Origin of the sequence: Geminicoccus flavidas (assembly GCF_009806515.1) — a bacterium.
GTDB classification, from domain to species: Bacteria; Pseudomonadota; Alphaproteobacteria; order Geminicoccales; family Geminicoccaceae; genus Geminicoccus; species Geminicoccus flavidus.
Genome location: NZ_WUJP01001028.1, coordinates 1 through 11,749 on the forward strand (window position 1 = coordinate 1; position 11,749 = coordinate 11,749).

Below are 11,749 nucleotides of genomic sequence, written 5' to 3' on the forward strand. Positions count from 1 at the left end.
TCGAGACCGCCACGGCCCGGCTGGTGGCCGAGGCCGGCGGCAGTGCTGCGGCCCCGGCGACAGCCGACAAAATTCTCTCGCCCGAGCCTTGACCCGCGCATCTGGCGCACTCAATATCCTGGGTGCGTGAGAGTTGTTCGACCGCTCGTACTTCACCCTCCATCGTGTGAGACGAGCAAATAAAGTCGTCGGGCAACCGCGCTTGGGCTAACCGGGCATGAGGGGTTATGAACGACATTACTCCACCGGGTTACCATTGAGCGACTCTCCCCGCCGTACGGCGTAAAGGTCGCTCCTGGTCGATGATGCGGCGCCCTTCGTCGACCAATCATCCAACATTGCAGGTTGAATACTGTGCGGTCAGTTGGCCGCGCCTGAAGGGTCGGCTGTGAAAGCGACCCACCTGGATCATTCCAATGAACATGGCCGGACGGGTTCCGGCACCATGAAGGACGGCGGGAGCGCCCTTACGGGCTACTCCCGCCGTTTCACGTCCTGCTCATCTCGCGTGTCCCTCAGGGAATCTCCAGCGGATCGACGCCGATCGACTGCTTCATCGCCCTGAGCGCGAAGGTCGATCGGGTATGGCGGATGCCCTCGATCCGGTAGAGCCGCTCGCGCAGAAAGCGTTCATAGTCCCGGGTCCCGGCCACCGCGACCTTGACCAGGTAGTCGTACTCACCGGTGACGAGATGAGCCTCGATCACCTCGGGGATGCGCGCCAAGCTGGCACCGAACACCTCCAGCGCATGGTCGTCGTGCCGGTTCAGGGTGATCTCCACGAACACCGTGTCCGGCAGACCCAGCGCCGCATGGTCGAGCAGGGCGACATAGCCAGCGATCAGGCCGGCCGCCTCCAGCCGCTTCACCCTGGTCCAGCACGGCGAGGCCGAGAGCCCCACCTTCTCGCCCAGTTCGTTCATGGTGAGCCGGCCATCGGCGCGCAGCGCCGACAGGATGCGCCGGTCGATCGCATCCAGTCGGAGCATGCCGCGGTCGGCCCCTGGGAGATCCTGCGGCATATTTTTCTGCGTTCTAGCCATTTTGCCGATCATCCTTCTGCCATGCAGCGGAGATAGCTCGGAGTTCGGCAAACATCACTGGGCGGACACGGCTAGAAACTCTTTCGCCGGCCGATCCGTCGGGCCCATGGCCGGCAGGAAGGAGCCAAAGCCATGCCCAGCGCCGCCGCCGACCGCACGACCCTCGAGGTCCGTGCGATCCTCATCGACGCGTATGATGGCATGATCCGTGTCCTGAACGACACGCAGCGCTTTGGCCTGGAGCTGGTGGCGACTGTTCTGGAGGAAGCCGGCAGCCAAGTGCAGCTCCGCCTGGTCCTGGCCGCATCCTTGCCGGTCACGCCCGAGGTCCTGCGAGCACGCCTGGCCCGCCATCCGTGCGTGCGCCAGGTCGAGGTCAGCCAGAAGGACCGCGCGCCGCTGCCGCTGGCGGCCTGAGCGGGATCCCGATCAGTCCTGGCTGATCTCAGTGTCGGGCAGGAGCCGCCGGGCCACCGCCTCCAGGTGCGGCTCCTGGATGCCCATCTCGTTCAGATGGTCCAGCGTATTGACCAGATATTCCTGGCAGGTGCCGGAACTGCCGCAACCCTTGCGGACCATTTCCAGGATGACTGCCTCGTCGGCACCGCCGCAATACTGGTCGTGGTCGAGCCTTGCGACATAGGCCCAGGCCTGCACCGTGCGCCGGGATTCCAGCAGCTCCAGCGGGACCAGACGGCGCTCGTACACGTTGGTGACCAGCTCGCGGGCATCCAGATAGGCCATGATCTCGGCCTCCCGCTCGCGGCGAAAGCCGATCGCCCGGCCGATGCACGCACCGCCGGCAGTCAGCCCCATCACCACGCCCGGCTGCTCGGCCGTGCCGCGATAATGCTCGGAGCGGATGCACAGGCGGCGCTGGTAGCCCACCAGCCGCGCGGTCTCGAATGCGTCGGGCGCGAAGCCCGGCCGCCACATCAGGGAGCCGTAGCCAAACGTCCAGACGAGATCCGGTTCAGTCATCGACAAGCGCTATGCCAAGCTCCGCCACCAGGCGAGGGACGGGCAGGCACCGTCCGCACGACCGCATCACCTATAGCGAGGTGGCACCGCGCTCGCCATCTGGCGATACTTCACTCGTCCTTAAGCTGTGGCTTACGCTCATAGGCCTGACCGGCCTGGATCACGCTGCGCCGGATCTCGCGGGTGCGGGTGAACAGGTCGAACAGGATGTCGCCCTGGCCCCAGCGGATCGCCCGCTGCAGCGCCACCAGGTCCTCCATGAACCGGCCGATCATCTCCAGGACCGCTTCCTTGTTGTTCAGGAAGATGTCCCGCCACATGGTCGGGTCGGACGCGGCGATGCGGGTGAAGTCGGTGAAACCGCCGGCTGCGTACTTGAACACTTCCGACTGGAGGTGCTCCTCCAGGTCCGCGACCGTGCCGACGATCGTGTAGGCACACAAGTGCGGCAGGTGCGAGGTGATTGCCAGCACCCGGTCGTGATGCTCAGGCGACATGGTGTCGACCTTGGCACCGACCGCCTGCCAGAGCGCCACCAGCCGCGCCACCGCGTCCGCGTCGGTGTCCTCGACCGGCGTCAGGATGCAGCGACGGTTCTGGAACAGGGTGGCAAACGCGGCGTCCGGGCCGGAATGCTCAGTGCCGGCTACCGGATGGCCGCCCACGAACCGGCGGGGGTCGGGCAGGCGAGCGCGCACCTCGTTGACCACCAGGGTCTTGATCGAGCCGACATCGGTGACTATCGCGTCGGGTGCGAGGCCCGGCGCCATGGCGCCGGCCGCCTCGGCCAGCGCTGCGGGCGGGGTGCCCAGCACCACGAGATCCGCGCCGGCGACAGCTTCGGCCGGATCCGCGACCGCCCGGTCGCACAGGCCCAGCTCCAGCGCCCGGGCACGGGTCTGCTCCTGGCGGGCGCAGGCCACGATCTCGCCGGCCATGCCCCGCTCGCGCATGGCGAGCGCCAGCGAGCCGTTGATCAGCCCAATGCCGATCATCGCCACCCGCTTGAAGTGGGGCTCGCTCATGACCCGGGCAGCCCGTCCATGAAGCGCGCCAGCACCGCCACGACCTGGCGGTTCTCCTCCTCGGTGCCGACGGTCAGGCGCAGGCAGAGCGGCAGCTGGTAGGACGCCATGGCACGGGGGATGATGCCGTTCTTCTCCAGATATTCCGCAGCGGCCACCGCATCGTGGCCTGGCACGTCGGGAAACTGGATCAGCAGGAAATTGCCGACGCTGGGGTGCACCTGGATCCCGAGTGCGGTCAGTTCCTGTGTCAGCCAGGGCAGCCAGCGGTCGTTGTGCGCCTTGGCCTTCGCCTGATGCTCGACATCGTCGATGGCCGCGGCAGCGGCGACCTGGGCCGGCACGCTCACGTTGAACGGCCCGCGCACCCGGTTGATCACGTCGACGATGCCGGCGGACGCGGTCATCCAGCCGACGCGCAGGGCAGCCAAGCCGTGGATCTTGCTGAAGGTCCGCGTCATCACGACGTTGTGGGCACTCAGCGACAGAGCGAGGCCGCTGTCATAGTCGGCCTCGCCGACATACTCGGCATAGGCGGAATCCAGCACCAGCACGACGTCGGCCGGCAGGCCCCGGTGCAGGCGCAGGATCTCGTCGGCCGGCAGGTAGCTGCCGGTGGGGTTGTTCGGGTTGGCCAGGAACACCATCCGCGTCCGGCTGGTGACGGCATCGAGCAGCGCGTCCACGTCGGCACGGAGATGACGCTCGGGCGCTTCCACCGGCGTGGCCCCGGCGGCGAGGGCCGAGAGCTTGTACATCAGGAAGCCGTGGCGGCTGTAGAGCACCTCGTCGCCAGGCCCCGCATAAGCGCGGATCAGCAGTGCGATCAACTCGTCCGAGCCGGCACCGATCACGATCCGATCCGGGTCGACGTTCATCCGTCGGCCGATCGCCTGGCGCAGGACGGTAGAGCCGCCTTCCGGGTAGCGGTGCAGGTCGGCCGCGATCGCCCGGTAGGCCGCAACCGCCTTGGCGCTGGGCCCGAGCGGCGTCTCGTTGGCCGACAGCTTGGCGGCCTTGCCACCCTCCGCCACCTCGGCCTTGCCGCCCACATAGGGCTTGATCTCGAGAATGCCCGGCCGTGGGCGCGGCTCCTGGATCATGGATCGTCTCGTCTTCCCGATGCGTCGCGGACCGCCGCCGGACCAGCCGGACGACGCGGCCCCGTGGATAGGCAGCAGGATGCCCCTTCTGCAACATTTCCCGAAGGACGCGATGCAAGACCCCGGGGGAATCATCCGCTAGGATGCACGCTGGCCTCCACGCGGCCGACGGCACCCGCAGGCCGTCCTTCCCCTTCCCCGGATCGTCAAGAAGCCATTATCATGCTCAGCTATCGTCACGGCTTCCACGCCGGCAACCATGCCGACGTCCTCAAGCACGCGACCCTCCAGTTCATCCACAAGGCGGTGATCGCCACCGATCCCCGGCCGATCCTGGTGGTCGACACCCATGCCGGTGCCGGGCTCTACGACCTCAAGAGCGAGATGGGCGAGAAGGTGGGGGAATGGCGCCAGGGGATCCTGCCGCTCCTGCCCAAGGCGGCCGAGGCGCCGGCGCTGCTGCGCGACTGGTTGGAAATGGTCCATCTGGACGGGCCGCGCGCCTATGCCGGCTCGCCCGAGATCTCCCGGCGGCTCCTGCGCGCCCATGACCGGCTGCTCTGCTTCGAGCTGCACTCGACCGATTTTGCCGCCCTTTCGACCCTGCTCTGCACCGACCCGCGCATCGCCGTGGTCAAGGCGGACGGCCTGGCGGGCCTACCGGCCGTGTTCCCGCCGCCCGAGCGGCATGCGCTGGTGCTGATCGACCCGTCCTACGAGATCAAGACCGACTACGGCCAGGTCCAGGACACGCTGCTCAAGGCCTGGCGGCGCCTGAGCACCGGCACCTACCTGCTCTGGTACCCGGTGATCGACCGCGGCTTCACCGAGCGGATGCTGGGGGGCCTGCGGAACAGCGAGATCGGCCGGCAGTACCGGATCGAGTTTTGCATCGAGCCGGACGAGGCACGGCGCGGCATGACCGGCTCGGGCCTCCTGGTGATCAACCCGCCGGACAGCCTGCCGGACGCGATGGCAGAGGCCCTGCCCTGGCTGGCACGGGAATTCAATGCTTCCGGCCAGGTCCGGGCGGAGTGGGTGAAGCCCTGAAGCGTCGCTGAGGAAGCCCTCGGCTCTTCCCTCCTGACCGCGATCCCGTTCTGATCGACTGGGCATAGAGGGAGGATGCGATGCTGAAATCACTGGCAGGCCGCACCGTGATCGTCACGGGCGGCAGCAAGGGGATCGGGCGGGGGCTGGCCCTGCGCTTTGGCGAGGCCGGCCTGAACGTGCTGGTGGTCTCGCGCCACCTGGACCAGGCGGAGAAGGTCGCAAAGGAGATCGGCAGCGGTGCCTCGGCGTTCGTCGCCGACGTCGCCGATCCGGCCGCCTGCGAGGCGATGGCCGCCGAGGCGGTCGGCCGCTACGGCAGCATCGACGTGCTGTGCGCCAATGCCGGCATCTTTCCCGCCGCCAAGCTCGGCGAGATGACGGCTGCCGACTTCGACCAGGTGATCGGCGTCAACCTGAAGGGCAGCTTCCTGTCGGTCAGCGCTTGCCTGCCGCAGATGAAGCGCCAGAACCGCGGCCGGATCGTGCTCACCTCGTCGATCACCGGCCCGATCACCGGCTATCCCGGCTGGACCCATTACGGCGCCAGCAAGGCCGGCCAGCTGGGCTTCATGCGCACCGCCGCGGTCGAGCTGGCGCCCTGGAACATCACGGTGAACGCGGTGATGCCCGGCAACATCCTGACTGAGGGGCTGGACGGGATGGGCGAAGACTATCTGGCGGCCATGGCGGCCTCGATCCCGATGAAGCGCCTGGGCAGCGTCGCCGACATCGCCAATACCGCCCTGTTCTTCGCCTCGGAGGAGGCCGGCTACATCACCGGTCAGACCATCGTGGTCGATGGCGGTCAAGTCCTGCCAGAGTCTCTGGGCGCGCTGGAGGCGATGGGCTGACGCTTTGCTGGTGATGCCGGAGATCAGCTGCGCCAGTCCTCGCCGGTGAACTCCTCGATCACCTGCCGGGTATGCTCGCCCAGGCCCGGCACCGCACCCGGCTCCGGCGGGCTTCCGTCCAGTAGGGCGCCCGGGGCGAGCACGGGCACCGGGCCGGACGGGGTTGCCACGGTGATGTGCCGGTTCTGCGGGTGGGCAGCCAGGTCATTCAGCGTGCTGACCCGGCCATAGGCGATGTTCGCCGCCTGGAGGCGGCGGACCGCCTCATCCCGGTCAATGCCGGCGAACACAGCGTGGATGGCCGCGTCCAGGGCCGGGCGGTTGGCGACCCGCTGATCGTTGGTGCGAAAGCGCGGGTCGGCCGCCACCTCCGGCTGGCGGAGCACCTCCTGGCAGAACAGCTTCCATTCCCGCTCGTTCTGGATCGCGAACAGCACCTGGCCGCCATCCCGGGAGGCATAGGCCCCGTAGGGTGCGATGGTCGGGTGGTTCAGGCCGCTGCGGGCCGGCACCCGGCCGCCATGGACGTGCTGGAGATGGGGCACGTTCATCCAGTCGGACAGGGCATGGAACAGCGAGGTCGCGACGTGCTGGCCCTTCCCGCTGCGCTCGCGGGCGAACAGGGCGGTCATGATGCCCTGGAGCGCTGCGGTCCCGGCGGAGATGTCGGCGATCGAGACCCCCGTCCTGGCCAGGCCATGCTCGTTGCCGGTGATCGCGGCCAGGCCGGTTTCCGCCTGTACCAGCAGGTCATAGGCCTTGAGGTCGCGATACGGACCCTCCTCGCCATAGCCGGTGATCGAGCAGGTGATCAGCCGCGGATGGCGGGCACGCAGTTCCTGCAGCCCGAAGCCCAGCCGGTCGATGGCATCGGGTGCCAGGTTCTGGATGAACACGTCGGCTCGCGCCAGCATGGCCGACAGCGCCGCCCGGTCGCGGGCCTGCTTCAGGTCCAGGCAGACCGACTGCTTGCCGCGGTTCAGCCAGACGAAATAGGCGCTCTCGCCCTTGACCAGATGGTCGTAGCCGCGCGCGAAGTCGCCTTCCGGTCGCTCGATCTTGATGACCCTGGCGCCGGCATCCGCGAGCCGGCAGGAGGCATAGGGGGCCGCCACTGCCTGTTCGAGCGAGACGACCAGGATTCCTTCGAGCGGCTTCATCGCTCCCCACAAAAGCAAGTTGTCGCCGGGGATTGTTAGCCGCGGCACCGCCGGATGCCACCGCCTACGGGACTGCGGGCTAGCGATTTTCCATCTGTCGCGGTCATCGGCCCTTCGCCATGCTTGCCCGTGAACGTCGGGAACAGGGATGGCAGGACGAGGTGGCCGAGGAAGACTATGCCGAGATCCGCCAGGAGGTCAGGAAGCTCTGTGCCGGATTTCCGGGCGAGTACTGGCGCCGGCTCGACCGGGAGAATGCCTATCCTTCCGAGTTCGTCCAGGCGCTGACCGAGGCCGGCTACCTGGCTGCCTTGATCCCCGAGGAATATGGCGGGTCGGGCCTGCCGCTCTCCGCCGCCGCCGCGATCCTGGAGGAGGTACAGCGGGCCGGCTGCAACGGTGCCGCCTGCCACGCCCAGATGTACGTGATGGGTGCGGTGCTGCGCCATGGCAGCGCCGAGCAGAAGCGCCGCTACCTGCCGGACATCGCGTCGGGCAGGCTGCGCCTGCAAGCGTTCGGCGTCACCGAGCCCACCAGCGGCACCGATACCGGCTCGATCCAGACCTTCGCCCGGCGGGACGGCGACCGCTATCTGGTCAACGGCCAGAAGATCTGGACATCGCGCGCCGAGCACTCGGACCTGATGCTCCTCCTGGCTCGCACCACGCCCAGGGACGAGGTGGCAAGACGCACCCACGGTCTGTCGGTCTTCATCCTCGACATGCGTGAGGCGCTGGGGCGCGGCCTGACCATCCGGCCGATCCGTACCATGATGAACCACTCCACCACCGAGGTGTTCTTCGACAATGTCGAGATCCCGGCGGACAGCCTGGTGGGCGAAGCAGGCAAGGGTTTTCGCTACATCCTCTCCGGCATGAACGCCGAGCGCATCCTGATCGGCGCGGAGTGCGTCGGCGATGCCAAGTGGTTCATCGACAAGGCGGCGTCCTATGCCAGTGAGCGCAGCGTGTTCGGCCGCCCGATCGGCCAGAACCAGGGCGTCCAGTTCCCGATCGCCCGCGCCTATGCCCAGATGCGGGCGGCCGAACTGATGGTGCGTGATGCTGCGGCCCGGTTCGAGCGCGGCGAGAGCTGCGGGCCCGAGGCCAACATGGCGAAAATGCTGGCCGCCAAGGCATCCTGGGCCGCGGCCGAGGCCTGCGTGCAGACCCATGGCGGCTTCGCGTTCGCCGAGGAGTACGACATCGAGCGCAAGTTCCGGGAAACCCGGCTCTACCAGGTGGCCCCGATCTCCACCAACCTGATCCTGAGCTACCTGGCCGAGCACGTGCTCGGCATGCCGCGCTCTTACTGAAGGCCCGGACCATGGCGGCCAGCATTGATCTTTCCCGGCTGCAGACCTGGGTCGGCCGGACCGAGGATGCGGAGGACTGGATCACCCCGCAGATGACCAGGGGCCTTCGCGCCGTGCTCGACCAGGACCCGGGCGATCCACGCCCGGGCGACCCGGCACCGCCCGGCATCCACTGGTGCCTGGCGCCGCCCACCGCACCCATGTCGGCGCTGGGCCAGGACGGCCATCCCGCCCGCGGCGGCTTCCTGCCGCCCGTGCCGCTGGCCAGGCGGATGTGGGCCGGCGGCGAGCTCGCGTTTCTGGACCAGCTCCTGGTCGGTGACCGGGTGCTGCGCCGCTCCCGGATCGAATCGGTCGAGCTGAAACAGGGCCGCAGCGGCGCCTTGTGCTTCGTCACGGTGCGCCACGAGCTGTCGAGCGGGCGCGGTGCCGCCATCCGCGAACGCCACGACATCGTCTATCGCGAGGCCGCCCCGCCCGCTGCGCCGGCCTCGGCCACCCCGCCGCCAGCGCTGCCCGAAGCCGAGGCGAGCCGCTCCATCCAGGCGAGCCCGGTCCTCCTGTTCCGCTACTCGGCGCTGACCTTCAATGGCCACCGGATCCACTACGACCGGCGCTACTGCCAGGAAGAGGAGCACTACCCGGGCCTGGTGGTCCACGGCCCGCTCCAGGCGACGCTGCTGCTGGACCTCGCCCGGGAACTGGGCGACGGGCGGCCGCTCCGCTCGTTCCGCTTCCGCGGCGTCCACCCGCTGTTCGACGGCACTCCATTCAGCGTGAACGGCCGCCGCACCGGGATCCAGCGGCTGGAACTGTGGACCGCCGACGCGGCGGGCCGGCAGGCCATGGCCGCCGAAGCAGCCCTCGGCTGACCAGCCTTGCCGGGCATGCGAAAGGCCGTGCGGCGGGAACGAGCGAGATTTTGCTGGCCCTGCCGGAATACGGCACTATCTGTTATAGGGAACCCCTGGTCCGCCGCAGTCCGCCCGGACGACCCGCCATTGCCGGCGGGTGCCTGTCGGGACGGCTGGCCGGGAACACAGCCAGAAGGATGTGCAGATGACCTGGGAAACCCCGATCCTGATCGAGCTGCGTGTTGGCATGGAAGTCACCAGCTACGAATCGGCCGAGATCGACCTTCCGGACGAGATGATCGACTGAAGCTCGATCGAGGCCGAAACGGCATAGGAGCAAAGCGGGCGAGGTAGGGTGCGGCTCCTGGTACTGGGTTCGGCGGCCGGTGGCGGTCTGCCGCAGTGGAACTGCCGGTGCCCGGTCTGCAGCCTCGCCTGGGCCGGCGACCCGCGGGTCACGCCGCGTACCCAGTCCGGGCTCGCGGTGAGCGCCGACGGCGAGCGCTGGCTGCTGGTCAACGCCTCGCCCGACCTCCGCCAGCAGATCCTGGCGAGCCCGGCCTTGTGGCCGCGCGAAGGCCGGCGGCACAGCCCGATCGAGGCGGTCATCCTGACCAATGCCGAGATCGACCATGTGCTGGGCCTGCTCACCCTGCGCGAGCGCCAGCCCTTCGCGCTCCATGCCACCGCGCCAACCCATGCCGCACTGGCCGCCAACCCGATGTTCACCGCGCTGGACCCGGCGGTGGTCCGGCGCCAGGACCTGCTGCCGGAAACGGTGCTGAGCCTGGCCGGGCTGCAGCTCCTGCCCTTCCCCGTCCCCGGCAAGCTGCCCCTCTACCAGGAGGAGGCGGTACCGGATGGGGAGCTGGAAGCGGAGATCCTGGGGCTGGAGATCCGTGAAGGCGACCGGCGGTGCGTGCTCGTGCCGAACTGCGCCCGGATCACGCCGGACCTGTGCGCGCGGCTGGAGGGTGCCGACCTGCTCCTGTTCGACGGCACGACCTTCGAGGACGACGAGCTGGTGCGGCTGGACCTGTCCCACAAGACCGCCGCACGGATGGGCCACGTCCCGATGGCCGGCCCGTCCGGCAGCCTCGCCGGCCTGGCGGAGGTAAGGGTCGGCCGGCGCGTGTTCTTGCACCTGAACAACTCGAACCCGACCCTTATCGCCGGCTCGCCGGAGCACGCAGCCGTCCTTGCCGCGGGCTGGGAGCTGGCCTTCGATGGCATGGAGCTGGTTCTGTGAGCGAACATCCGGCGGTGTCGGCCTATCTGCAGCCCGGCCAGGTGCTGGGCCCCGACGATCTGGCGGAGCGGCTCCGCTCGGTCGGGGCGGACCGTTATCACGACCGCCATCCGTTCCACCGGCGCCTGCATGGCGGCGAGTGCCGGCCGGCTGAGGTCCAGGCCTGGGCGCTGAACCGCTACTACTACCAGGCCTCCATCCCACTGAAGGATGCCGGGGTGCTGGGGCGGATGACGGACTCGGCGCTGCGCCGGGCCTGGCGGCAGCGGCTGGTCGACCATGACGGCGCGGCGGAAGGCGAAGGCGGCATCGCGCGCTGGCTGCGCCTGACCGACGCGCTGGGCCTGGACCGGGAGCTGGTGGCCTCGTGCAAAGCAGTGCTGCCCAGCACCCGTTTCGCCGTGGATGCCTATGTCCGGTTCTGCCGGGAGCGCTCGCTCCTGGAGGCGGTGGCCTCCTCGCTCACCGAGCTGTTCTCGCCCAAGATCATCGGCGAGCGGGTCACGGGCATGCTGGCGCATTATGACTTCGTCGACCGGACGGCCCTGAGCTACTTCACCGCACGGCCGCCCCAGGCGGAACGGGACAGCGCGTTCGCCCTGGACTACGTGCTGGCCCATGCCGACACCCATGAGCGGCAGGCGCAGGCACTGGGTGCGCTGCTGTTCAAGACCGACGTCCTGTGGAGCCAGCTCGACGCGCTATGGCTGGGCTATGTCGAAGGCCGGCTGCCGCCCGGGGCCTGGCAGCCGGAGCAGGAATCATCATGAGCCAGGACGTGCCGGCCATCGCCATGGATGCGCGGCCGCGCCTGCCGCGCGGAGTGCGGCTCCATCACGACCGGCAGCGCGATGCCTGGGTGCTGCTGGCCCCTGAGACCCTGTTCGGGCTGAACACCAGCTCGCTGGAGGTGCTGCGCCGCTGCGACGGGAACCAGACGCTGGCCGAGATCCTGGACGGGCTGGCAACCCAGTTCGGCACGGAGCCGGACCGGCTCGCCCCCGATGTGCTGGGTCTGCTCGGCCGGCTGCGCGACCAGCGGCTGCTCGACCTGTGAGCACGCCCGAGCCCTTGGCGCCGCCGGTGGGTCTGCTGGCCGAGCTGACCCATCGCT

14 protein-coding genes are annotated in these 11,749 nt (G+C 68.8%); 9 read left to right on the forward strand and 5 right to left on the reverse strand.

Going from position 1 to position 11,749, the window contains the following annotated elements; genetic code table 11:
• Nucleotides 1-515 precede the first annotated feature (515 nt).
• Nucleotides 516-989: an Lrp/AsnC family transcriptional regulator gene (locus tag EQG76_RS29445; RefSeq protein ID WP_159718810.1), complete on the reverse strand. Its 474-nt coding sequence runs from the start codon at nt 987-989 to the stop codon at nt 516-518.
• 186 nt (nt 990-1,175) lie between these two features.
• Between EQG76_RS29445 and EQG76_RS29450 the strand changes: the two genes are divergently transcribed.
• Nucleotides 1,176-1,460 (forward strand): hypothetical protein, encoded by a 285-nt coding sequence (locus tag EQG76_RS29450; RefSeq protein ID WP_159718811.1) that lies wholly within the window; start codon nt 1,176-1,178, stop codon nt 1,458-1,460.
• 12 nt (nt 1,461-1,472) lie between these two features.
• Here EQG76_RS29450 and EQG76_RS29455 read toward each other — a convergent pair whose 3' ends face one another.
• The 3 genes from EQG76_RS29455 to hisC all read right to left on the reverse strand — a co-directional run bounded on the left by EQG76_RS29455 (nt 1,473) and on the right by hisC (nt 4,152).
• Nucleotides 1,473-2,024, reverse strand: a complete 552-nt coding sequence (locus EQG76_RS29455; protein ID WP_159718812.1) for a gamma-glutamylcyclotransferase — start codon at nt 2,022-2,024, stop codon at nt 1,473-1,475.
• 110 nt (nt 2,025-2,134) lie between these two features.
• On the reverse strand, nt 2,135-3,049 hold the full coding sequence (locus EQG76_RS29460) for a prephenate/arogenate dehydrogenase family protein (protein WP_159718813.1): 915 nt from the start codon (nt 3,047-3,049) through the stop codon (nt 2,135-2,137).
• Nucleotides 3,046-4,152: a histidinol-phosphate transaminase gene (gene hisC / locus EQG76_RS29465; RefSeq protein ID WP_159718814.1), complete on the reverse strand. Its 1,107-nt coding sequence runs from the start codon at nt 4,150-4,152 to the stop codon at nt 3,046-3,048. The genes EQG76_RS29460 and hisC overlap by 4 nt, the downstream gene beginning before the upstream one ends.
• 222 nt (nt 4,153-4,374) lie before the next feature.
• On the opposite strand from hisC, the gene EQG76_RS29470 reads away from it, so the two are divergent.
• Both EQG76_RS29470 and fabG read left to right on the forward strand, forming a co-directional pair.
• Entirely contained in the window at nt 4,375-5,202 is an 828-nt protein-coding gene (locus EQG76_RS29470; RefSeq protein WP_159718815.1) for a 23S rRNA (adenine(2030)-N(6))-methyltransferase RlmJ, read from the forward strand.
• Nucleotides 5,203-5,282: 80 nt separating this feature from the next.
• Nucleotides 5,283-6,056, forward strand: coding sequence for a 3-oxoacyl-ACP reductase FabG (gene fabG / locus EQG76_RS29475; RefSeq protein WP_159718816.1), 774 nt, complete (start codon nt 5,283-5,285; stop codon nt 6,054-6,056).
• A gap of 23 nt (nt 6,057-6,079) precedes the next feature.
• On the opposite strand, the gene EQG76_RS29480 is transcribed toward fabG, so the two are convergent.
• Nucleotides 6,080-7,216, reverse strand: coding sequence for a CaiB/BaiF CoA transferase family protein (locus tag EQG76_RS29480; RefSeq protein WP_159718817.1), 1,137 nt, complete (start codon nt 7,214-7,216; stop codon nt 6,080-6,082).
• Between the two features lie 119 nt (nt 7,217-7,335).
• Here EQG76_RS29480 and EQG76_RS29485 point away from each other — a divergent pair, with 119 nt between their 5' ends.
• The 6 genes from EQG76_RS29485 (at nt 7,336) to pqqD (ending at nt 11,692) form a co-directional block, all read left to right on the forward strand.
• The gene (locus EQG76_RS29485; RefSeq protein WP_159718818.1) at nt 7,336-8,532 is read left to right on the forward strand and encodes an acyl-CoA dehydrogenase family protein; all 1,197 of its coding nucleotides are present in this window, start codon (nt 7,336-7,338) and stop codon (nt 8,530-8,532) included.
• 11 nt (nt 8,533-8,543) lie between these two features.
• Entirely contained in the window at nt 8,544-9,404 is an 861-nt protein-coding gene (locus EQG76_RS29490; RefSeq protein ID WP_159718819.1) for an FAS1-like dehydratase domain-containing protein, read from the forward strand.
• Between the two features lie 187 nt (nt 9,405-9,591).
• Nucleotides 9,592-9,693, forward strand: coding sequence for a pyrroloquinoline quinone precursor peptide PqqA (gene pqqA, locus EQG76_RS29495; RefSeq protein WP_159718820.1), 102 nt, complete (start codon nt 9,592-9,594; stop codon nt 9,691-9,693).
• 48 nt (nt 9,694-9,741) lie between these two features.
• Complete coding sequence (gene pqqB, locus EQG76_RS29500; protein ID WP_159718821.1) at nt 9,742-10,635, forward strand: pyrroloquinoline quinone biosynthesis protein PqqB; 894 nt, start codon at nt 9,742-9,744, stop codon at nt 10,633-10,635.
• Nucleotides 10,632-11,405: a pyrroloquinoline-quinone synthase PqqC gene (gene pqqC / locus EQG76_RS29505; RefSeq protein WP_331463848.1), complete on the forward strand. Its 774-nt coding sequence runs from the start codon at nt 10,632-10,634 to the stop codon at nt 11,403-11,405. Before pqqB ends, pqqC begins: the two co-directional genes overlap by 4 nt.
• Nucleotides 11,402-11,692 (forward strand): pyrroloquinoline quinone biosynthesis peptide chaperone PqqD, encoded by a 291-nt coding sequence (pqqD, locus tag EQG76_RS29510; protein ID WP_200841233.1) that lies wholly within the window; start codon nt 11,402-11,404, stop codon nt 11,690-11,692. Before pqqC ends, pqqD begins: the two co-directional genes overlap by 4 nt.
• Nucleotides 11,693-11,749 lie beyond the last annotated feature (57 nt).

Excerpts from the sequence above, each read along its gene's own strand:
- fabG (WP_159718816.1), top strand. The coding sequence starts at position 5,283 with ATGCTGAAATCACTGGCAGGCCGCACCGTGATCGTCACGGGCGGCAGC.
- hisC (WP_159718814.1), bottom strand. The coding sequence starts at position 4,152 with ATGATCCAGGAGCCGCGCCCACGGCCGGGCATTCTCGAGATCAAGCCC.
- EQG76_RS29485 (WP_159718818.1), top strand. The coding sequence starts at position 7,336 with ATGCTTGCCCGTGAACGTCGGGAACAGGGATGGCAGGACGAGGTGGCC.
- pqqD (WP_200841233.1), top strand. The coding sequence starts at position 11,402 with ATGAGCCAGGACGTGCCGGCCATCGCCATGGATGCGCGGCCGCGCCTG.
- EQG76_RS29445 (WP_159718810.1), bottom strand. The coding sequence starts at position 989 with ATGCTCCGACTGGATGCGATCGACCGGCGCATCCTGTCGGCGCTGCGC.
- EQG76_RS29490 (WP_159718819.1), top strand. The coding sequence starts at position 8,544 with ATGGCGGCCAGCATTGATCTTTCCCGGCTGCAGACCTGGGTCGGCCGG.
- EQG76_RS29460 (WP_159718813.1), bottom strand. The coding sequence starts at position 3,049 with ATGAGCGAGCCCCACTTCAAGCGGGTGGCGATGATCGGCATTGGGCTG.
- EQG76_RS29455 (WP_159718812.1), bottom strand. The coding sequence starts at position 2,024 with ATGACTGAACCGGATCTCGTCTGGACGTTTGGCTACGGCTCCCTGATG.
- EQG76_RS29480 (WP_159718817.1), bottom strand. The coding sequence starts at position 7,216 with ATGAAGCCGCTCGAAGGAATCCTGGTCGTCTCGCTCGAACAGGCAGTG.
- EQG76_RS29450 (WP_159718811.1), top strand. The coding sequence starts at position 1,176 with ATGCCCAGCGCCGCCGCCGACCGCACGACCCTCGAGGTCCGTGCGATC.
- EQG76_RS29470 (WP_159718815.1), top strand. The coding sequence starts at position 4,375 with ATGCTCAGCTATCGTCACGGCTTCCACGCCGGCAACCATGCCGACGTC.
- pqqA (WP_159718820.1), top strand. The coding sequence starts at position 9,592 with ATGACCTGGGAAACCCCGATCCTGATCGAGCTGCGTGTTGGCATGGAA.